The organism is Pseudomonas sp. 2995-3, from assembly GCF_002742565.1.
GTDB lineage: Bacteria > Pseudomonadota > Gammaproteobacteria > Pseudomonadales > Pseudomonadaceae > Aquipseudomonas > Aquipseudomonas edaphica.
The window spans coordinates 279,964-301,449 of the sequence record NZ_LJSB01000218.1 but is presented as its reverse complement, the minus strand read 5'-3'; the positions used below and the strand labels follow the sequence as shown (position 1 = coordinate 301,449).

At 61.5% G+C, this 21,486-nt stretch carries 14 protein-coding genes; 11 read left to right on the top strand and 3 right to left on the bottom strand.

Annotated elements, in window-relative coordinates; translation table 11 throughout:
- The coding region (locus AOA62_RS20850; protein ID WP_143521894.1) for a retention module-containing protein at positions 1–3,170 on the bottom strand (3,170 nt) is incomplete at its 3' end.
- 342 nt (positions 3,171–3,512) lie between these two features.
- On the opposite strand from AOA62_RS20850, the gene AOA62_RS20845 reads away from it, so the two are divergent.
- The 10 genes from AOA62_RS20845 to AOA62_RS20800 all read left to right on the top strand — a co-directional run bounded on the left by AOA62_RS20845 (position 3,513) and on the right by AOA62_RS20800 (position 16,696).
- Complete coding sequence (locus tag AOA62_RS20845; protein WP_017136621.1) at positions 3,513–4,871, top strand: TolC family outer membrane protein; 1,359 nt, start codon at positions 3,513–3,515, stop codon at positions 4,869–4,871.
- Between the two features lie 41 nt (positions 4,872–4,912).
- Positions 4,913–7,069, top strand: a complete 2,157-nt coding sequence (locus tag AOA62_RS20840; protein WP_026013663.1) for a type I secretion system permease/ATPase — start codon at positions 4,913–4,915, stop codon at positions 7,067–7,069.
- A complete protein-coding gene (locus AOA62_RS20835) occupies positions 7,059–8,423 on the top strand; it encodes an HlyD family type I secretion periplasmic adaptor subunit (protein WP_017136619.1) in 1,365 nt (454 codons plus the stop codon). The genes AOA62_RS20840 and AOA62_RS20835 overlap by 11 nt, the downstream gene beginning before the upstream one ends.
- A 214-nt stretch (positions 8,424–8,637) precedes the next feature.
- Complete coding sequence (locus AOA62_RS20830; protein ID WP_099549589.1) at positions 8,638–9,531, top strand: TauD/TfdA family dioxygenase; 894 nt, start codon at positions 8,638–8,640, stop codon at positions 9,529–9,531.
- 20 nt (positions 9,532–9,551) lie between these two features.
- The gene (locus tag AOA62_RS20825) at positions 9,552–10,403 is read left to right on the top strand and encodes an ABC transporter ATP-binding protein (RefSeq protein ID WP_017136617.1); all 852 of its coding nucleotides are present in this window, start codon (positions 9,552–9,554) and stop codon (positions 10,401–10,403) included.
- An 11-nt stretch (positions 10,404–10,414) separates the two neighbouring features.
- Entirely contained in the window at positions 10,415–11,263 is an 849-nt protein-coding gene (locus tag AOA62_RS20820) for an ABC transporter permease (RefSeq protein WP_099549588.1), read from the top strand.
- 60 nt (positions 11,264–11,323) lie between these two features.
- A complete protein-coding gene (locus AOA62_RS20815) occupies positions 11,324–12,247 on the top strand; it encodes a LysR family transcriptional regulator (protein WP_099549587.1) in 924 nt (307 codons plus the stop codon).
- A 392-nt stretch (positions 12,248–12,639) separates the two neighbouring features.
- The gene (locus AOA62_RS20810; RefSeq protein WP_017136614.1) at positions 12,640–14,175 is read left to right on the top strand and encodes an MFS transporter; all 1,536 of its coding nucleotides are present in this window, start codon (positions 12,640–12,642) and stop codon (positions 14,173–14,175) included.
- Between the two features lie 14 nt (positions 14,176–14,189).
- A complete protein-coding gene (locus AOA62_RS20805) occupies positions 14,190–15,248 on the top strand; it encodes an HlyD family secretion protein (protein WP_099549586.1) in 1,059 nt (352 codons plus the stop codon).
- Positions 15,245–16,696 carry an efflux transporter outer membrane subunit gene (locus tag AOA62_RS20800; protein ID WP_099549585.1) on the top strand — a complete coding sequence of 484 codons (1,452 nt, stop codon included), beginning with the start codon at positions 15,245–15,247 and terminating at the stop codon, positions 16,694–16,696. Before AOA62_RS20805 ends, AOA62_RS20800 begins: the two co-directional genes overlap by 4 nt.
- A 116-nt stretch (positions 16,697–16,812) precedes the next feature.
- Here the strand turns inward: AOA62_RS20800 and AOA62_RS20795 are convergent, their stop codons facing one another.
- A complete protein-coding gene (locus AOA62_RS20795) occupies positions 16,813–17,517 on the bottom strand; it encodes a DUF3142 domain-containing protein (protein WP_099549584.1) in 705 nt (234 codons plus the stop codon).
- A complete protein-coding gene (locus AOA62_RS20790; RefSeq protein ID WP_099549583.1) occupies positions 17,514–19,670 on the bottom strand; it encodes an outer membrane assembly lipoprotein YfiO in 2,157 nt (718 codons plus the stop codon). The genes AOA62_RS20795 and AOA62_RS20790 overlap by 4 nt, the downstream gene beginning before the upstream one ends.
- Before the next feature lie 194 nt (positions 19,671–19,864).
- On the opposite strand from AOA62_RS20790, the gene AOA62_RS20785 reads away from it, so the two are divergent.
- Positions 19,865–21,475: a glycosyltransferase family 39 protein gene (locus tag AOA62_RS20785; RefSeq protein ID WP_099549582.1), complete on the top strand. Its 1,611-nt coding sequence runs from the start codon at positions 19,865–19,867 to the stop codon at positions 21,473–21,475.
- The last annotated feature ends 11 nt before the right edge of the window (positions 21,476–21,486 follow it).

The following is a 21,486-nucleotide window of genomic DNA, read 5'->3' as shown; positions in this document are numbered from 1 at the left end:
GTGATCTTGACCGTCTGGGTGCTCTTATCGATGAACACGTCATCGCCAGGCGCCGCAACAGTCACGGAGCCAACGGTGTCGCCAGCCTTGATGGTGATAGTCGAACCGTTATCCAACTTCAGCGTTACATCAGTGCCCGCTTTATTGGAAAGCGTAGCGGTATAGGTGATCTGACCACCCTCGTTCACTGCAGAGGGCGCCGTCAGCGTCACGGTAGTGGTGTTGTCGGTGTCCGGAGTGTCGGTGACAGTAGTGCTAACCGGCGTAGTACCTGGCACCAGGTTTTCGAAGTGCTCACCGCCAGTCACGTTAGTGATAGCGGTAGTAACGGTCTGGTCGCCCTTGTACACGTCATCTGGAGCGACAACGGTCACGCTGCCGTTCGATTGGTTCACACCGATGGTAATGGTCTGGCCATTGTCCAGAGTCACGGTCAACGGATTGGTGATGTTAGTCACCGCATTACCCGACTTGTCGACCAGCGACGCGGTGTAAACGATGTTGCCGCCTTCACCAACGGTGGTGGTGGCGGTCAGAACCACATCGACCTTGTCGATGGTGTCGTTGATGGTCGTAGTTGCACCATCACCAGCCACTTCCAACTTCTCGAAGTTGCCGCCAGCAGTGTCAGTGATCTTGACCGTCTGGGTGCTCTTATCGATGAACACGTCATCGCCAGGCGCCGCAACAGTCACGGAGCCAACGGTATCGCCAGCCTTGATGGTGATGGTCGAGCCGTTATCCAACTTCAGCGTTACATCAGTACCCGCTTTATTGGAAAGCGTAGCGGTGTACGTAATCTGACCACCTTCGTTCGCCTCGGACGGAGCCGTCAAGGTGACCGTCGTGGTGTCAATCGAGTCGGTAATCGTGGTGACCGCAGGCGTAGTGTTCGGCACCAGGTTTTCAAAGTTGCCGCCGGTCGCGCCAGTAATGGTGGTGCTCACCGTACTGCCATTCACGTAAACGTCGTTCGGTGGAGTGTCGACCACCACACTGCCGACAGATTCGCCAGCTTTGATAGTGATCACCGAGCCATCGCTCAAGGTGACAGTTACCGGGGTTTGCGCCGGGTTGGTCAGGGTGGCGGTGTAAGTGATCTGACCGCCTTCGGTCACGGTGTTACCCGCCGTCAGCGTGACGGTGGTGGTGTCGATCGAATCAGTGATCGTAGTAACCGCAGGCGTAGTGCTCGGTACCAGGTTTTCAAAGTTGCCGCCGGTTGCCCCGGTGATGGTGGTGCTGACGGTCGAACCGTTGTTGTAAACGTCGTTCGCCGGGGTATCCACGACGACGGTGCCAACCGACTCCCCAGCCTTGATGGTAATCACCGAGCCATTGCTCAAGGTGACAGTCACCGGCGTCTGCGCCGGGTTGGTCAAGGTGGCGGTGTAGGTAATCTGGCCGCCTTCAGTCACGGTACTGCCCGCCGTCAGTGTGACGGTGGTGGTATCGATCGAATCAGTAATCGTAGTAACCGCAGGCGTCGTGCTCGGTACCAGATTTTCAAAGTTGCCGCCGGTCGCACCGGTAATAGTAGTGCTGACAGTCGAACCATTGTTGTAGACGTCGTTCGCCGGAGTGTCCACGACGACGGTGCCAACCGACTCCCCAGCCTTGATGGTAATCACCGAGCCATTGCTCAAGGTGACAGTCACCGGCGTCTGCGCCGGGTTGGTCAAGGTGGCGGTGTAGGTAATCTGGCCGCCTTCAGTCACGGTACTGCCCGCCGTCAGTGTGACGGTGGTGGTATCGATCGAATCAGTAATCGTAGTAACCGCAGGCGTCGTGCTCGGTACCAGATTTTCAAAGTTGCCGCCGGTCGCACCGGTAATAGTAGTGCTGACAGTCGAACCATTGTTGTAGACGTCGTTCGCCGGAGTGTCCACGACGACGGTGCCAACCGACTCCCCAGCCTTGATGGTAATCACCGAGCCATTGCTCAAGGTGACAGTCACCGGCGTCTGCGCCGGATTGGTCAAGGTAGCGGTGTAAGTGATCTGACCGCCTTCGGTCACGGTGTTACCCGCCGTCAGCGTGACGGTGGTGGTGTCGATCGAATCAGTGATCGTAGTAACCGCAGGCGTAGTGCTCGGCACCAGGTTTTCGAAGTTGCCGCCGGTCGCACCGGTAATAGTAGTGCTGACAGTCGAGCCATTGTTGTAAACGTCGTTCGCCGGAGTATCGACAACAACAGTGCCAACCGACTCCCCAGCCTTGATCGTGATCACCGAGCCATTGCTCAAGGTGACAGTCACCGGGGTTTGCGCCGGGTTGGTCAGGGTGGCGGTATAGGTAATCTGACCGCCTTCAGTCACGGTATTGCCCGCCGTCAACGTGACGGTGGTGGTGTCGATGGTGTCGGTAATCTGCGTAACGGCCGGGTTCGGGTCAATCGTCAGCACCAGGTTGTTGCCGCCGGTGGTGCCGGTGACGTTCACGTTGATCTGGCTTGGGTCGATGTACGGGCTGTCATTCGGTGCCAGCGGCACGTTAACGGTGCCGGTCAGTTGGCCGGCGGTGATGGTGATCACGGCACCGTTGGACAGGGTGATGCTCAGGTCATTGATCGGCGGCTGCGTGACGGTGGCGGTGTAGGTCAGCACACCACCAGCTTCAGTGATGGTCGGCGTTGCGCTCAGCGTCAGGGTCGACGTCTGCAAGACCAGGTTGCCATTGCCACCGGCGCCCTGGGCGCCCGTGAGTTGGGTCGTTGTTGCGGCGCCCTGGCCCAGTGGGCCGGTCGGGAACCCGATCGTCGGGTCGACACGGCCAGCCGTCGCGTCCAGTACAACAAAGCTGTGGCCCCCGCCCGCAGCACCATTACCGGCAGCCGTCGCGCCGGCGGCGGTAGCATCCAGGTCGGTGGTCGGGTCGGCGCCCGCAACGATGGCTTGCTGCAGTTCAGCAACCGACGGCGCGGCGTTCTCGGCGGCAGCGGCCAAATCGAGGCTGGAGTCCGGCAGGTCGGCGCTCCACTGGGTTTCACGGCCCAGGTCCAGGGTGCGGCCGTCGGCCAACTCAAGGCTCACAGCGCCGGACATGCCGGTGTCGATCTGGTCGCCTGCGAACAGACGGTCACCTTCTACTAAAACACGACGCGTCCCTTCCGGAGAAATAACGAAAACTTGACCAACAATGCTTTTGACGATGGCAACTACACTGCTCATTAAAGATTTCTCCGGCGATCCGTTACTGATGAATTCCATGTGGCCGCTCGCGGGGGGGGGAGGGCCAAACAGGAGGGGTGTAGTATAAGTAGTTACTGGCGTCAAATAATTGGCTAGATTTATTCGTTATCTAGTTTATGCCAAAGTATTGACCTTATGGTCGCCATCCTAAACAATTGGCCCCGTAATGTCACATTGATATTTATGCGGCGAACCGTCCTACATGTGTGAAGCAGTTCCGCTTTTTGAACTTTCCGACGTACGGTCATTACGGTAGCCATTATCCGACGCAGCGGTATCAATCGCTGTGATTTGAGACAAGAAGTCCTGGGGAATTTTTAAATGCGTTTGAACCTGTTCAAGGCAATACCGTTCGTACTCGCCGCCGGTTTCGTACAAGCCCAAACATTGCCCCAGGCCATGCAGCAGGCGCTGGATGTGCACCCGGAAATCCAGGCCGGCGTGAACAGCCGTATCGCCGCCGATTACCAATTGCGCGCCGCTCAAGGTGGTTACTTGCCGCGCGTTGACCTGAACGCCGGTTACGGTCGCGAAGGCACCGATAACTCCACCACCCGCGCCGCCAACGGCCCAAACGGCAACCACTGGGACACGCTCAACCGCGGCGAGTCCAGCCTGCGCCTGCAACAGATGATTTTTGACGGTTTCGCCACGTCCAGCGAAGTTGGGCGTCAACAAGCCAACGTCAACTCCCGTGCTTATTCCTTGCTCGGCACCTCCGAGCGCACCGGTTTGACCGTGGCCCAGGTCTACCTGGACGTGTTGACCCGCCGCGAATTCGTGCGCCTGGCCGAAGAGAACCTGCGCAACCACGAACGCATCTACGACCAGATCAAATTGCGCACCCAGCGCGGTGTCGGCAACGGTGCCGACCAGGACCAGGCCGAAGCGCGTCTGGCCCAGGCTCGCAACAACCTGATCACCGAGCAGACCAACCTGGCCGACTCCCAGGTCAACTACCTCAGCGCCGTCGGCCAGATGCCCGACCAGCTTGAGCGCCCAGCGCCATTTATGGCCATGCTGCCGGCGGACCTGAATGAAGCCCGTCGCCAGATGCTCGATAACAGCCCGATCCTGCGCTCGGCCGAGTCGGATATCTCCGCCGCCGAGAGCCAGTACGAAGCTGCCAAGTCGACCTTCTACCCACGCTTTGATGCCGAGCTTGGCACCAACGCCGATAACAACGTAGCGGGCGACGCCAGCCATAACAACGGCTGGGAAGCCATGGTGCGCATGCGCTTCAACCTGTTCGCCGGTGGCAGCAACAAGGCTGACTTGCAGTCCAAGTCGTACCAGACCAGCCAAGCCCTGGATATCCGTAACAACGCCTTGCGCCAACTCAATGAAGAACTGGGCCTGGCCTGGAACGCCTTGAACAACGCCAATGCGCAGTTGCCGGTTGCCCAGCAATACGTCGACCACAGCACCCGCGTGCGTACTTCGTACCAGCAGCAGTTCAGCCTCGGCCAACGAACCCTGCTCGACTTGCTCGACAGCGAGAACGAATTGTTCACCGCTTCCCGTCGTCTGGAAGAGATCAAGAACATTCAGTTATTTACTCAGTATCGAATCAAGGCGACCATGGGTGAATTGCTCAAAAGCCAGGGAGTGGTCGCACCGATGGCGTCCGTCGTACAGAACGACGTGAAACCTAAAGTTCAACTGCCTGGGATGAATTGAGCCACCCCAATAGCCCCATCTGTTAGTCGAGAGTGCGCCGCGTGGAATCCGAAGTCAGTCGAGTTCATCTCAGTCATGATCCACGCACGCTCCACGACGACCCGTTACTGGACGGGTTGTTGGCGCTCTGTGCCCTGCATCAAAAACCTGCCAGCGCGGCCATGCTCACCACCGGTTTGCCGCTGCCGTCGCAGCGCCTGAGTGCCGAGTTGCTGCCGCGTGCAGCCGCGCGTGCCGGGCTGCAAGGTCGGGTGTTGCAGCGCAAGCTGGAGCAGATCCCGACGATTGCACTGCCGGCGCTGCTGTTGCTCAAGGACGGCCGCAGTACCGTGCTGGTGGGTTGGCAAGGTGAAGACGAAGCACGCATCCTGCTCAGCGAAAGCGACGGCGGTGAAGTACTGATCAAGCGTGAGCTGCTGGCCAATGACTACATCGGCAAAGTCTTCTTCGCCCAGCCTCAGCACAAATTCGACGTCAACCACGGCACCCTGATCCCTCGGGCGCGTTCGTGGTTTCGCGACACGCTCAAACGTTCGCGCTGGCTCTACACCGACGCCATCGCCGCGAGCTTCCTGATCAACATCATCGCCATGGCCGCGCCGCTGTTTGTGATGAACGTGTACGACCGTGTCGTGCCAAACCAGGCCACCGCGACCCTCTGGGTGCTGGCCGTGGGTATCTGCGGCGCCTACCTGTTCGACTTGGTTCTCAAAAGCCTGCGCAGTTTGTGCCTGGACCTGGCGGGCAAGAAAACCGACCTGATCATCTCGGCCACGCTGTTCGAGCGCATTGTCGGCATGTCCATGAAGTACCGCCCGGCACGGGTTGGCAGCTTCGCGCAGAATATCCATGAGTTTCAGAGCCTGCGTGATTTCCTCGCATCCTTGACCCTCACCAGCCTGATCGACCTGCCGTTTACCCTGCTGATTTTCCTGGTGATCGCCATCCTGGGCGGGCACCTGGTGTGGATCCCGGTATTGGCCTTCCCGCTGGCCCTGGGCATCGGATATGCCCTGCAAAAACCGCTGGTGGCGACTATGGAGCGGACCATGGCCCTGGCCGCCGAGCGCCAGTCCAGCCTGATCGAAACCCTCGCCGGGCTTGATGCGGTCAAGGTCAACAACGCCGAGAGCGAGCGCCAGTACGGCTGGGAGCAGACCATCGGCACCCTCAGCCGCCTCGAACTGCGCGTGAAGTTGCTGTCGGGCCTGTCGATGAACATGACCTTGCTCATCCAGCAACTGGCCGGCGTGATCATGATCGTGTTCGGCGTTTACCAGATCATCGACGGCAACCTCAGCATGGGCGGCCTGATTGCCTGCTACATGCTCAGTGGCCGCGCCCTGAGCCCGCTGGCCTCGCTGTCGGGCCTGCTGACCCGTTACCAGCAAGCCAAGGTCACCATGACCTCGGTGGACCAGATGATGGAACTGCCCCAGGAGCGCAATTTCGAAGAGCGGCCCATGAGCCGCCGCACCCTGCAAGGTGCCATTGAGTGCCGTGGCCTGAACTTCACGTATCCGAACCAGCAGAACGCCGCGCTGAGAAATATCAACCTGGTGATCAAGCCAGGCGAGAAAATCGGCATCATCGGCCGCAGTGGCTCGGGCAAAAGCTCCCTGGCCAAACTGATCGTCGGCCTGTACCAGCCCGACTCCGGCGCCTTGCTGGTGGACGGTGTGGACGTACGCCAGATCGACGTGAGCGAGTTGCGCCACAACATCGGCTACGTCGCTCAGGACATTCAATTGCTGGCCGGCACCCTGCGCGACAACCTGGTTTCCGGTGCGCGCTATGTAGAAGACGAAATGGTCCTGCAAGCCGCGGAATTGGCCGGCGTGCACGAATTCGCCCGCCTGCACCCACAAGGTTATGAACTGCAAGTGGGCGAGCGTGGGCAGAACCTGTCCGGCGGCCAGCGCCAGAACGTCGCCCTGGCACGCGCGCTGCTGCTCAACCCGCCCATCCTGCTGCTGGACGAACCCACCAGCGCCATGGACAACACCGGTGAAGAACGCTTGAAACAACGCCTGCAAGCCGTGGTGCAAAGCAAGACCGTGGTGCTGGTGACGCACCGTGCCTCACTGCTCTCGCTGGTGGACCGCCTGTTGGTGGTCGACCGTGGGCAGATCCTCGCAGACGGCCCGAAAGCCGTGGTTATGGAAGCGTTGAAAAAGGGGCAGATCAGTGTTGCTTAACTCCATCAAAAGCGCGGTCGGCCGCTACTTCAAAGGCACCGACTCGCTGCAGGGCCAGCCCCTGCCTGAAGTCAACAAAGCGCTGATCGAAGATGCGCCGAGGGTGATCCGCCTGACCATCTGGGCCATCATCGCGTTCTTCATATTCCTGGTGACCTGGGCCGGTTTTTCCAGCATCGACGAAGTCACCCGTGGCGACGGCAAGGCGATTCCGTCGTCCAAGCTGCAGAAAATCCAGAACCTGGAAGGCGGTATCGTCTCCGAGCTGTATGTGAAGGAAGGCCAGATCGTCGAAGCCGGTGCGCCGTTGATTCGCCTCGACGACACCCGGTTTGTCTCCAATGCCGGCGAAACCGAAGCCTTGCGCCTGGCCATGCAACTGCGCGTCGAGCGCCTGAGTGCGCAGGTGGATGACCGCCCGCTGAACATCCCGGATGACGTGCTCAAGGCCGCGCCCAGCCAAGCCGCCAACGAGCGCTCGCTGTATGAAAGCCGCCGTCAGCAATTAAAAGACGAAGTCGGTGGTTTGCAGGAGCAACTGGTGCAGCGCCAGCAGGAACTGCGCGAATTCAGCTCCAAGCAAGGCCAGTACCGCAGCCAGTTGTCCCTGCAACGCCAGGAAATCAACATGTCCGAGCCGTTGGTGGCCCAGGGCGCGGTATCGCCGGTGGAAGTATTGCGCCTCAAGCGCGCCGAGATGGAAACCCGCGGTCAATTGGACGCCACCACCCTGGCGATCCCTCGCGCCGAGTCGGCGATCAAGGAAGTGCAGCGCAAGATCGACGAAACCCGTGGCAAATTCCGCAGCGAAGCCCTGACCCAACTCAATGAAGCCCGCACCGAGCTGAACAAGGCCGAGTCCACCGGCCGTGCCCTCGAAGACCGCGTCAGCCGTACCTTGGTCACCTCGCCGGTGCGCGGCATCGTCAAGCAGCTGTTGGTCAACACCGTGGGCGGCGTGATCCAGCCGGGCAGCGACATGGTCGAAATCGTGCCGCTCAATGACACCCTGCTGGTGGAAGCCAAGATCCGCCCGCAAGACATCGCCTTCCTGCACCCTGGGCAAGAAGCGATCGTCAAATTCACCGCCTATGACTACACCATCTATGGCGGCCTCAAGGCCAAGCTTGAACGCATCGGTGCCGACACCATCACCGATGAAGACAAGAAAACCACCTACTACATGATCACCCTGCGCACTGATCGCAGCCACTTGGGCACCGACGAGAAGCCGTTGCTGATCATTCCTGGCATGGTGGCTTCGGTGGATATCATTACCGGCAAGAAAAGCATCCTCAGCTACCTGCTCAAGCCGATCATCAAGGCGCGGGCCGAGGCGTTGCACGAGCGCTGATCTTCGGCGCCTGTTGTGACCTCATCGCAGGCAAGCCAGCTCCCACATTTGAATGTGTTCACATATCAAAATGTGGGAGCTGGCTTGCCTGCGATGGCGGCACCCGCCCCACCGCAGATCCCAACCCTAAAGCATATCGATATTCGCTAACGGTATTTAAGCTTCCATTCTTATACCTATAAATTCACTCCCCTGTCCGACCGGGAGTGCCCTCATGTCCGCCACCTCTACTGTTCCAACAGCGACCCCAACCGCCCAATCCTTCGAGATTCGCCCACTGCCCGGCAGCGTCGGCGCCGAGATCGTTGGCCTGGACTTGTCCCGCCCGGTCAACGACACAGACTTCGCGCGCATCCACCGCGCGCATTTGGATCACCACGTCGTGGTGTTCCGCGACCAACGCATCACCCCCGAACAACAGATCGCCTTCAGCCGCCGCTTCGGCGTGCTGCAGATCCACGTGCTCAAACAGTTCCTGCTGGCCAACCACCCGGAAATCCTGATCGTCTCCAACATCATCGAGAACGGCCAATCCATCGGCCTGGGTGATGCGGGTAAATTCTGGCATTCGGACCTCTCCTATAAAGAGCTGCCCAGCCTGGGCTCGATGCTGCACGCTCAGGAGCTGCCCTCCGAAGGCGGCGACACCCTGTTCGCCGACATGCACAAAGCCTGGGACCAACTGCCCGAGCACCTGCGCAAAGCCGTGGAAGGCCGCAGCGCCGCGCACTCCTACACGGCGCGCTACAGCGAAACCAAATTCGAAGGCAATTGGCGCCCAACCCTCACGCCCGAGCAGCTCGCTCAGGTGGCGGAAGTGGTCCACCCGATTGTGCGCACCCACCCGGAAAACGGCCGCAAAGCCCTGTTCGTCAGCGAAGGTTTCACCACCCGCATCGTCGGCCTGCCGGAAGACGAAAGCCGCGACCTGCTGGCCCAGCTCTACGCTCACAGCGTGCTGCCGCAGAACATCTATCGCCACCAGTGGCAGCCCCACGACATGGTGTTCTGGGACAACCGCTCGCTGATCCACCTGGCTGCCGGTTGCCCGAGCCATCTGCGCCGCAAACTGTTTCGCACCACCATCCAGGGCGATGCGCCTTTCTGATTCCCGGCAAGAGAGTTGACATGAACGCGCCCCTGCAAGGCCACGCGGCCAGCACCCTGAGTACCGCCAAACCGCTGTTGGCGGTGGACAACGTCAGCCTCGAATACCGCACGCCCGAGCGTGTGGTGCGGGCCACGCACCAGGTCAGTTTCGAAATCGACCCGGCCGACCGTTACGTGCTGCTCGGCCCTTCGGGGTGCGGCAAATCCACCTTGCTCAAGTCCATCGCCGGGTTTATCAAACCCTGCGAAGGCGAGATTCGCCTGCTGGGGCAAAAGGTCGACGAACCCGGGCCGGATCGCATTGTGGTGTTCCAGGAATTCGACCAGCTGCCACCGTGGAAAACCGTCAAACAGAACGTGATGTTCCCGCTGCTGGCCTCCAAGACCCTCAAGCGCCGCGAAGCCGAAGAACGCGCGCTGCACTACCTGGAAAAAGTCGGCCTCAGTGCCTTTGCCGACGCCTACCCGCACACCCTGTCCGGCGGCATGAAAGCCCGGGTGGCCATCGCCCGCGCCCTGGCCATGCAACCGAAAATCCTGCTGATGGACGAACCCTTCGCCGCCCTCGATGCCCTGACCCGGCGCAAGATGCAGGAAGAACTGCTGCTGCTGTGGGAAGAAGTGCGCTTCACCCTGTTGTTCGTCACCCATTCCATCGAAGAAGCGCTGGTGGTGGGCAACCGCATCCTGTTGTTATCGCCGCATCCCGGGCGCGTGCGGGCAGAAATCCACAGCCATCAATACGACCTGCACAGCCTCGGCGGTGTGGAATTCCAGGCGTCGGCGCGGCGCATTCATCGCCTGCTGTTCGATGAAGCGCCCGAAGCCGAACGTGAGTTGGGTTTCGCCGATATCCGCATTGCTTACTAAGGGGCCGAACCATGCGCCAGGAATTTGAAGTCACCCTCGAACCACTGCTCAGCGTCCCTGTCGAGCGCGAACTGCCCCTGCGCCAACGCCTGTGGCAGCAAGGCTGGCTGCGCAAGGGCTTGATCCTGATCGTGCTTGCGATTCTCTGGGAGGCGGTCGCCCGCTACCAGAACAACGACCTGCTGCTGCCGAGCTTTTTGCAGACCTCCCAAGCACTGTTCGACGGCTTGCTCAGCGGTGAGCTGTTGAGCAAGGTCTGGATCTCGCTGGCGGTGCTGATCAAGGGCTACCTGATCGGCATCGTGCTGGCGTTTGCCCTCACCACGCTGGCGGTCTCGACCCAACTGGGCCGCGACCTGCTCAGTACCCTGACCTCAATGTTCAACCCGCTGCCGGCGATTGCCCTGCTGCCGCTGGCGCTGCTGTGGTTTGGCCTGGGGCAGAACAGCCTGATCTTTGTGCTCGTGCATTCGGTGCTGTGGGCCTTGGCGCTAAACACCTATTCGGGGTTTCTCGGCGTGTCCGAAACCCTGCGCATGGCCGGTCGCAACTACGGCCTCAAGGGCATGCGTTTTGTGTTGTTCATCCTGATTCCGGCGGCGCTGCCGTCGATCCTGGCCGGCCTGAGAATTGGCTGGGCCTTTGCCTGGCGCACACTGATCGCCGCTGAACTGGTGTTCGGCGCCACCAGCGGCAAAGGCGGGCTGGGTTGGTACATCTTCCAGAACCGCAACGAGCTGTACACCGACAAAGTGTTTGCCGGCTTGGCCGTGGTGATCCTGATCGGCCTGCTGGTGGAAAACCTGGTGTTTGATACTTTCGAGCGGCTCACCGTAAAGCGCTGGGGCATGCAGCGCTGAGCCACTGATCCCTGCTAGGATTGCGTGCAATTCACTCCCCACTGCTCACGAGTGCTTGGCATGCAACTACCGGACATGAACCTGCTGGTCGCCCTCGACGCCTTGCTCGACGAGGGCAGTGTGGTCGGCGCGGCGCGGCGGATGAACCTCAGCCCGGCGGCCATGAGCCGCACGCTCACGCGGATTCGCGAGGCGGTGGGCGACCCGATCCTGGTGCGGGCCGGTCGCGGCCTGGTGCCGACGCCCAAGGCTTTGCAGCTGCAAGGCCAGGTGCGCAACGTGGTGGAACAGGCGGCGTTGCTGTTTCGCTCCGCGGACCAGGTAGACCTCAGCACCTTGCGCCGCCGCTTCAGCGTGAGGGCCAACGACTTTTTTGTCGGCGTGTACGGCGGTCGGTTGTTCGACACCATGGAGCGCATGGCGCCGCTGTGCGAGCTGTGCTTTGTGCCCGAAGGTGATACCGACGACGACGCGCTGCGCGAAGGGCGCCTGGACCTGCGCGTGAGCAATACGCTGCCGGCCAGCCCGGAGGTGAAGGTACAGAATTTGTTTTCCACCACCTTTGTTGGCCTGGCGCGGCAAGATCACCCGCTGTTCGACGAAGAAATCACCGCCGCACGGTTTGCCAGCTATTCCCATATCAGCATTTCGCGACGCGGCATCGCCCGTGGCCCGATTGACACTGCGCTGAATGCCCAAGGCCTGGAGCGCCGCGTGGCAATGATCGCCCCAGGCTTTCACGGCGCGATGTTCATGCTGCCCGACTCTGATCTACTGCTGCCGGTGCCAAAGGAAGCCTTGCTGAGCGCCAACCGCCTGAACCTGCCATTGCGCGCCTTCCCGTTGCCTATCTCCTTGCCGACGTTGGTATTGGCCCAATCCTGGCACCCACGCTTCGACAAAGACCCGGCCCATAAATGGCTGCGCGAAACCATGCGCGAGAGCTGCCATGCCACCTGGCTCGAAGCCCAGCCCAGCAGCTGAGATGCACTCGATCAATGTGGGAGCTGGCTTGCCTGCGATGGCGGTCTGACTGTGTAGGGATTCATTGCCTGACCCACCGCTTACACAACTTTTAAAGGCAGCCAATTACCCTTGTGGCGAGCAGGCTTGTCGAATCGTCGCACCGCCTGCGTTGGGCTGCGAAGCGGCCCCAAACCCAGACGCTGAGTACTTTCAGGAAAAACTGCAGTGCCTTTACTGGGGCTGCTTCGCAGCCCAACGCAGGGCAAGCCTGCTCGCCACAACAGGGCAGTTGCCCCTAACCCCATGAGGATTGCGTCTGGCGCACTTATAAGCTTCCAACAAGTAACTTTTTTGTCATGTATGCGCCCTATTAAACTGCTCGGGTATTTCTAATTCCGAGTTGCGCGTTCATGACATCCCTCGCTGCCCCCGCTCTCCAGGCTGCAGCCAAACCTACCGCCCTGAGCCCACCTGTGTTCGGCCCGCGCATCATCATCGGCCTGGTCGGTGTGTTGTTGGCGGTGCTGGTCTCTGGTCTCAACGAGATGGTCACCAAGGTAGCCCTCGCCGATATTCGCGGTGCACTGTTCATTGGTTTTGACGAAGGCACCTGGCTGGTTGCGGCCTACACGGCCACCTCCGTGGCGGCCATGGCCTTTGCGCCGTGGTGTTCGGTGACGTTTTCGCTGCGCCGCTTCACCCTGTGCGCCATCGGCCTGTTTACCTTGCTGGGCATCCTGTGCCCGTTTGCGCCGAACTACGAAAGCCTGCTGGTGCTGCGAACCGTGCAAGGCCTGGCCGGCGGCGCATTGCCGCCGATGCTGATGACGGTGGCGCTGCGTTTCCTGCCGGCCCACGTCAAGCTCTACGGCCTGGCCGGTTACGCACTCACCGCCACCTTCGGCCCGAGCCTGGGCACGCCGCTGGCGGCGTTGTGGACCGAATACGTCGGCTGGCAATGGGCGTTCTGGCAAATCGTCGGGCCGTGCCTGCTGGCGATGGCCGCGGTGGCTTACGGCTTGCCGCAAGACCCGCTGCGCCTGGAGCGCTTCAAGCAGTTCAACTGGCGCGGCCTGCTGCTGGGTTTTCCGGCGATCTGCATGCTGGTGATCGGCCTGTTGCAGGGCAATCGCCTGGACTGGTTCGAATCCGGCCTGATCACCTTTTTGCTGATCGGCGGCGGCGTATTGCTGGTGCTGTTCATGCTCAATGAATGGTCGCACCCCGTGCCGTTTTTCAAGTTGCAGATGCTCGGCCTGCGCAACCTGGCGTTCGCCCTGATCGTACTGGCGGGCGTGCTGATGGTACTGACTTCGGTGATCATCATCCCCTCGAGTTTTCTCGCCCAGGTGCAGGGTTACCGGCCACTGCAAACCGCGCCGGTGATGCTGTTGATGGCGTTGCCGCAATTGATTGCGCTGCCGCTGGTGGCGGCGCTGTGCAACCTGCGTTGGGTCGACTGCCGCTGGGTGCTGGGCATTGGTTTGAGCATGCTGGTGCTGTGCTGCATCGGCAGCTCGCACCTCACCTCGGCGTGGATACGCGACGATTTTTATGGCTGGTACCTGCTGCAGATTTTCGGGCAACCCATGGCCGTATTGCCGTTGCTGATGCTCTCTACCGGCAGCATCCAGCCGATGGACGGGCCGTTCGCCTCGGCCTGGTTCAACACCGTCAAAGGCCTCGCTGCGGTCATCGCCACGGCCGTGCTGGACACGCTGACCACCCAGCGTGAGCACTTCCATTCGACCATGCTGGTGGACCACCTGGGCAACTCGCCCCTGGCCGACGGCGACGCGCCGGGCCTTGCCCAGCGCCTGCACCAGCAGGCCGTGGTGCTGACTTCTTCGGACCTCTATTACGTCATGGCCGGTGTCGCGGTGGCGTTAATCCTGCTGATTTTCTGGATGCCCACGCGGATCTTTCCGCCTCGCGCACCGACCTAGCCTCAGGACTTCTCATGAAACGCAAAGACAAAATTGCCGTCTCCGTTATCGCTGTGTTTGCCGTCGGCGTCCTGGTTTATCTGGTTGCGCCGGGCGTGCTGGGCAACAAGCGCCAGACCACCAACGACGCCTTCGTCGCCGCCGACTTCACGCTGGTGGCGCCGCGCGTGGCCGGTTTTATCAAGGAAGTGCTGGTGGAAGACAACCAGCGGGTCAAGGCCGGCCAGCTATTGGCGTTGATCGACGACCGCGATTTTCGTGCTGCCGCCCAGGCCGCCGACGCCGACACCTTGGTCGCCCAGGCCCAGCTGAAGAACGCCACTGCGACCCTGGAGCGCCAAAGCTCGGTGATCGCCCAGGCTCAGGCCACCGTCGCGGCCGACCGTGCCGAAGTGGCGTTCGCCGAGCACGAACTGAACCGCTACAACCACCTCGCCGGCGTGGGCGCAGGCACGGTGCAGAACGCCCAGCAAGCCAAGACGCGCATCGACCAGGCAACGGCAAACCTGGCCAAGGCCACGGCCGTACTGGCGGCCGAACGCAAGCAAGTGGAAATCCTCACCGCCCAGCGAGACGCAGCGGAAGGTGGGCTAAAACGCGCCCAGGCAGCGTTGGAAATGGCCAGTTATCAGCTGTCCTACACGCGCATTGTCGCGCCAGTGGACGGCATGGTCGGTGAACGTGCCGTGCGGGTCGGCGCCTATGTGACGCCGGGCAGCAAGATCCTCGCGGTCGTGCCGTTGGCCCAGGCCTATGTGGTGGCCAATTACCAGGAGACGCAACTGTCGCATATGCATGCCGGCCAAGCCGTAGAACTCAGCGTCGACAGCCTCGACGGCGAGTTGCTCAAGGGCCATCTGGAGAGCCTGGCGCCTGCCACCGGCGTGACCTTTGCGTCGGTCAGGCCGGACAACGCCACCGGCAACTTCACCAAGGTGGTACAGCGCATTCCGGTGAAGATCATCCTGGAGCCGAACCAGCCCCATATTGAACGCCTGCGCGTGGGCATGTCGGTGCAAGCCACAGTCGACACCCGGCCCGTCGCGCAGTCGCGTGAGGTGGCCCAGCAATGAAGCGATTTGCCTGGCTCACCTTGAGCCTGATCAGCCTGAACGCCTGCACGGTCGGCCCGGATTTCCAGCGGCCCCAAGGCCAGCAAGTCACCCAATGGCGCGAACCCCAGGGCCGTCAGGCGGCCAGCCACGCGGTGACCGACCCTTTGCAAGAGCGTTGGTGGGACGTGTTCCACGATGCAGAGCTCTCGGCCCTCACGCGTCGTGCGCTCACTGATAACCTCGACCTGAAACTGGCCAGCAGCCGTCTGCAACAAAGCCGCGCCATGCGTCAGGTGACCACAGCCGAGCGTTATCCCAACGTCAACGCCAGCGGGGATTACGTGCGCCAGCGCAACAGCGGCAAAGGCTTGAGCGACCCGTCCAAAAACAACGGTCAATCTGCTTACAACCAATGGGACATGGGCTTCTCCGCCGCCTGGGAGCTGGACTTCTGGGGCCGCGTCAAACGCGAAACCGAAGCCGCCGACGCCACCCTGCAAGTCGCCGAAGACGACCGCCGCGCCGTGTTGTTGTCGGTACTCGCCGAAACCGCCCAGGACTACATCCAGCTGCGCGGCGTGCAGAATACGCGCGCTGTCACCGAGCAAAACCTCGAGGTCGCTCGCCACAGCCTCAAACTCTCGCAACTGCGCCTGGCCGACGGCGTGGCCACCGACCTGGATGTGGCCGAAGCTGCCGCCCAGGTCGCCGCCATCGAAGCGCGTTTGCCCGACTTGCAGCAGCGTCAGGATCAACTGATCAATGCCCTGAGCCTGCTGATGGGCGAGCCGCCGCAAGCGCTGCATGCGCAATTGTCCAAGGACGCCGCCGTGCCGCAAACCCCGCGCCAGGTCGCCATCGGCTTGCCCTCGGAGCTGGCCGAACGCCGGCCCGATATTCGCCAGGCGCAAGCGCGCCTGCATGCGGCCACCGCCAGTATCGGCGTGGCAAAAGGTGATTTTTACCCGCGTATCACCTTGTCCGGCAGCCTGGGCTCCCAGGCCCTGCAACTCTCGGATTTCGGCTCCTGGGGCTCGCGCGCGTTTGCCTTCGGCCCGCAGTTCAGCCTGCCGCTGTTCAATGGCGGGCGCCTGCAAGGCATGTTGAATTTGCGTGAAGCCCAGCAACAGGAAGCGGCGCTGGCGTACCAGCAAACCGTACTGCGTGCCTGGCATGAGATCGATGACCAACTGACCCGCTACAACGCCAGCCAACTGCGCCGCGACAGCCTCGCTGAAGCGGTGCGCCAGAACCAGATCGCGTTGAGCACCGCACAACAGCAGTACGTCGAAGGCGTGGTGGATTTCGTCAACGTGCTCACCGTGCAAAGCGCGCTGCTGGCCACGCAGGAGCAGTGGGTAGAAAGCTCCACCGGCGTGTCGCTGGCGATGGTGGGGCTGTACAAGGCGTTGGGCGGTGGCTGGGAGTCGGTCTACCCCGCGACAGCCTCCATTCCCGCAGGCTGAACATAACCCACTGTGGGAGCGGGCTTGCCCGCGATAGCGGTAGTTCAGCCAACGTTATGTTGACTGACGCACCCTCATCGCGGGCAAGCCCGCTCCCACATGGAATATTGTGTGATTTAAGGGTTCTGCAAAAACACCACATACCCTCTAAACCATTCACTCCCCTTCAAATACCCCGGCTCTTCCCATACGCCACCCTGAATCAGCCCCACCTTGAACGGCAGCCCCAGCCGGTTCATGCGTGGCAAATACGCTGCGTAATCCGGGATGCTGTGGCGCCCTTGGTAGGTCTGTACCACCACTTCATCCACCACGCCTTTGAGCTGGGCGATGGCGTGCGGGTCGGCGTTGCTGCTCCAGTCCATCAGGCCGGTAATGCTCAGCCGCAGGTCAGCAGGCAGGCGTTGGCGCAGGTCGCGCAGGAAGCCTGTGTATTCGTGCAGGTACTGGGTGCGGGCGTCGAAATCGATCTGGATGCCGACCACCGGGTTGCCCGCGTCGCGCCAGCGTTGCACCTGGCCGAGCAGTTGGGTGTAGACGCGCTCGGGCCAGTGCAGGGTGTGGGCGCGGTACACCACCCAGACTTCGCCTTGGGTGATGCGCGGTACGCTGATGCCTTGGGCGATAAACTGCACACCCAATTGCGGCGCACGGCGCGTGGAGTTGATCTGGCCCTGGAGGATGTACAGGGTTTTCGCCTGTTTGAGCACCGGCTGCGGCGTGACCCCGCTCCACAGCCAGAAGGCATCGTAGTCGCGGGCGTCAACGCCGGCAAAGGCCGGGCTTGCCAGGAGCAGCAAGCCTAGCCACAGGTGTTTCACCAGTAGTACTTCAGCGACTGCGCCCACTCGGTGTCGGCAAACCCGGTTTTGAGCTGGCGGAACCAGCCTTTACGCACGGATTTATCCACGTCTACACCGCCGCAGCCGTTATAGCCGGCCCGCGCATAGCAGTTGATCGCACGGAACAACGCGTAGGCCTTGTCGTTGTGTGGCGCCTTGGGGTTGGCGATGACCTGGCGGTAACCGTCGAGCCGCGAGAAGGTCTCGCCCTTGAACAGCGAGGCGGTGCTGCCCAGGCTGCCGGCGGCGCGCACTTGGTCCAGTGGCATGCCATCGAGGTTATTGCGCAGGATGAACTCACCCAGGCAGTTCAAGCCCTTGGGGTTTTTACCATCTGCCTGCAGGGTGCTGGCGATTTGCGCAATGCTCGGGCAGGCGTAGCCGGACTCCGCCTTATCACCGTTCCACTGGAACAACTGCAGCGAGCGGCCATCGCCATAGACATAACCCAGGCTGGTGCCAAGCTTGTCGGCGGGCGCCGATGCCGGCAGTTGCTTGAGGTCGTCGGCGAAGGTGGCGTACTGGCCGCGCATCAGGTCTTTGTACAGCAACACAAACTGGGCGGTGGCACGTTCGATCGGGTCGCTGGCCTGGCTGATCTGTTGGCGTAGCAGTTCCTGGCCTGCGATGTTGCGCAGCAAGATGTAGCGCACCTGCTTGGCGCTGATCGGCGAATCGCTGGCGAACACGCTAGCCAGTTGGTCGTTGCGCTCGTAGTTCATCGCCAGCGCCAGTTCCAACTGGTCGCGCTGCAAGGGTTGCTTGGCCAGGGGCAGCAGCTTCAGCCACAGCGCTTGCGCGCCTTGCCAATCCTTCTTGGCTTCCAGGGCAAGGCCGCGCAGGGTTTGCTGGCTGAAGGCGAAGTAGTCGAGGCTGGCGGGCACGTCCTGAGGCAGCAACTTCAAAGTGTTATCGGGCTGATGTTCGACGTACAAGGCAAACGCCGCTTGCACGTAGTCGTACAGCGCCGGCTCCTGGGCAAACACCGGCTTTTGCGCGTCCAGGGCCGCGCGGCTCAGCTGCGGCGGGTTGCCGGCGCGCATCCACATCAAGTCGTTGACGGCCAGCATCAGTGGGTTGGCCGAAGGTTTTTGGGTGGCACTGAGCAGCTTGTTGTCGGCTTCCTGCACCAGGTCGTCCAGCGACACATTGCGCTGTTTGGCGCTCAACTGCGCGGCCAGGTCGTTGGCCAGCTTGTCGGTATCGCCCGCCAGCCAATGCACCCGGCGCAGCAGGCCCTGGGCAGAGACAGCGTATTCGCCCTGTGGATAAGTTTTCAGGTACAGGTTGAAGCTGGTGTCGGCATTTGCCAGCACCGATTTATCCACATGCTCCAATTGCGGCATGCCGTATTCGTCGAAGGCGTTTTCCTGGGCCTGGTTCAACTCGGTGCGGGCGATCATGTAGGACGCCGTTTCCTTGACCCACGGCAGGCTGCCGGTGGCGGCGGCAACAAAACCGCGCTGCGCATCAGCGAAACGGCCACTGTAGAAGTCACCGGCGGCTTGCAGGTAAGTGCGCAGCTCGCGGCCTGCGGTGGACTGGATCTGCTCCGGGTCGCCCAGGCTTGCGCCGTCCCAGGTGCAGGCTCCGAGCATCTGTACACGTCCCTTGGCCAGCAGCTGGCGCTCCGCGTCGGGCACGTCGGCTTTAACCACTTGGCTGATAAACGCCGTGGCACTGCTTTCATCATTGCTGCGGCAACGGCTGCCTTCGCCGGTCAGGAAGGCGTCACCCGCCGCCTTGTCGCCTTCACGCTGAATGCCCAACGGCGCAAGCAGCTCATCGAGTTTGCTGGGCGTAGGTGCCACGTCGGCTTTTTCATCGGCGGCGTCGGCTACCGGGGTCAGGCGGTACACCGGGAACGGCACCGGGCCGAAGCCCTCTTCCAGGTCCGTCTCGCCCAATGCGTTGGGCGTCAGCGGTGCCACCTGTTTATCCGCCAGCAACAGGCGCAGGTTGACCCGGCTGTCATTGCCCGGGCTCAAGAAGGGCAGGTTGCTGCAGCCTTCAAGGCTGTCGCGTGAGACCCGCCAGTCGGGGTAGCACGAGTCATCGCCGCTGGCCTGGGCCTGGAAGGAAAGGCTGGCGAGCAATGCCAGGGTCAGTGGTGACAGAAAACCGATGCGCATGACGTGTCCTTGATCCTGAGTCCTTTGAAGGACGCAATAATAGCGTGATCTGACAAATGCTTCGGTGAAGGTCTACACAAATCGCTGATTTGTCCGATTCCAGCAGCGAATAAAGGGTTTTTGTCCTAGAGTGGCGGTCATTCACGCGCAGGGCTTTTTGGCCGGCCGGAAAAGGCGATGGTAGGGGAATCGAGGTGCGACGGTCTGTGGTGGAGCAAGATGAAAAGGTGGCGGCATTGTCCGCATTTGATCGCGTCGCGAGTAGCTGGCACGTTGCCGGCTGGATGAGCCGTCTGTGGTGGGTACCGATCCTGGTACTGGCCGTCGCTCTGCGTTTTTACAACCTGACGTCCGCCGCAATCTGGGGTGACGAAGGCTCCAGCCTGCTGCTCAGCGAATACGCTGCCGGTGACCTGTGGTTTCACGCCGCCCATGATGTGCACCCACCGTTGTACTTTTTCATGCTGCGTGGCTGGATCGAGCTGTTCGGTGACAGTATCTGGTCGATTCGCAGCATGAGTGCGATTCCCGGTGCGATTGCAGTGGGCCTGGGCATCTGGTTGACGCGGCAATTGGCTACCCGGCGTGCCGCCGTGCTCGCCGGGATCCTGCTTGCGCTGCTGCCCACGGCGGTGCGTTATAGCCAGGAAGTGCGCATGTATTCGCTGTTGGCCGTATGGCTGCTGGGCGCCACGCTGGCGCTGGTGTATTGGGTGCGCCAGCCCGAGCGCACGCGCTATCTGGCGGCGTATATCGTGCTGATGAGCGCCGGTTTCTACACCCATTATTTCACTGCTCTGTGTGTGCTGGTGCATTGGGCCTACCTGGCCTTGTTGAGCTCGGCCCAGGCGCCCGCCCAGTCTCTGCTCAGGCGCCCGGCGTGGTGGGTGGCCAACGCCGCGATCGTCGTGGCGTACCTGCCGTGGTTACCCAATGTGTTGGGCCTGGTGCAACACGTTGAGCAACTGAAGGTGGGCGGGGACATCGGCTGGGAAGACCCGGTCAACCTGTTTTCACTGCCGTCGATGATCTGGCAATTCATTGTCCAGGACGAGGGCACCGGCTTTTGGCCGCCGTTGTTCTGGTTGGTCCCATTGTTGCTGATTGCTGTGGTGAGCATCACCGCCTGGCAGGATCGCGAACGCCATCGCCCGGCCAGCCTGCTGGCGCTGTTTTTCCTGCTGCCGCTGCTGCTGGTGTACGCGGTTTCGTTCGTTTCGCCGGTGTTTATCGAGCGTTACCTTACGGTGTACGCCTTGGGTTTGCCCATCCTGTTGGCGCTGGCCATTGATCGCCTGCCGGCGCGCTGGTCATGGCTGGGCGTAGCGTTGTTCGCGCTGTTTGTCGGTGTCGAGTTGATGGGGCTCAAAAACAACTTCACCGTCGATGAACATGACCAGTTCAACGTGCCCGTGGAATTCGTCAATCGTAATTACCAGGAAGACGACCGCATCGTTCTCAGCGACATGCTGTGGTACCTCAGCTACGTGTATTACGACCAGACCGACGCCCAATTGCAGCTCTATACGCCGCCCAAACCCGACGGCACGCCGACCCGCCCGAACGCCTACGGTTTCGGCACATTGGTCGACCAGGACGGCGGGCGCATTTACCTCGACCGCCTGTCGGCATTGCCTGCCGATACCCACCGCGTCTGGCTGATCAGCAGCAACGAAGCGCCGGATGATTTCGCGCCCTTACCTGAAGGCTGGCGTGAGTTGAGCCGTCAGGATGGCGGTGGTGCGAGGGCGCGACTGTTCGTGCTGTGCAACGGGGCGCAGCCGCAACCTGAAGGTTGCCGCTAGACTCAGTTAAG

Excerpts from the sequence above, each read along its gene's own strand:
- AOA62_RS20845 (WP_017136621.1), top strand. The coding sequence starts at position 3,513 with ATGCGTTTGAACCTGTTCAAGGCAATACCGTTCGTACTCGCCGCCGGT.
- AOA62_RS20830 (WP_099549589.1), top strand. The coding sequence starts at position 8,638 with ATGTCCGCCACCTCTACTGTTCCAACAGCGACCCCAACCGCCCAATCC.
- AOA62_RS20825 (WP_017136617.1), top strand. The coding sequence starts at position 9,552 with ATGAACGCGCCCCTGCAAGGCCACGCGGCCAGCACCCTGAGTACCGCC.
- AOA62_RS20820 (WP_099549588.1), top strand. The coding sequence starts at position 10,415 with ATGCGCCAGGAATTTGAAGTCACCCTCGAACCACTGCTCAGCGTCCCT.
- AOA62_RS20815 (WP_099549587.1), top strand. The coding sequence starts at position 11,324 with ATGCAACTACCGGACATGAACCTGCTGGTCGCCCTCGACGCCTTGCTC.
- AOA62_RS20810 (WP_017136614.1), top strand. The coding sequence starts at position 12,640 with ATGACATCCCTCGCTGCCCCCGCTCTCCAGGCTGCAGCCAAACCTACC.
- AOA62_RS20805 (WP_099549586.1), top strand. The coding sequence starts at position 14,190 with ATGAAACGCAAAGACAAAATTGCCGTCTCCGTTATCGCTGTGTTTGCC.
- AOA62_RS20800 (WP_099549585.1), top strand. The coding sequence starts at position 15,245 with ATGAAGCGATTTGCCTGGCTCACCTTGAGCCTGATCAGCCTGAACGCC.
- AOA62_RS20790 (WP_099549583.1), bottom strand. The coding sequence starts at position 19,670 with ATGCGCATCGGTTTTCTGTCACCACTGACCCTGGCATTGCTCGCCAGC.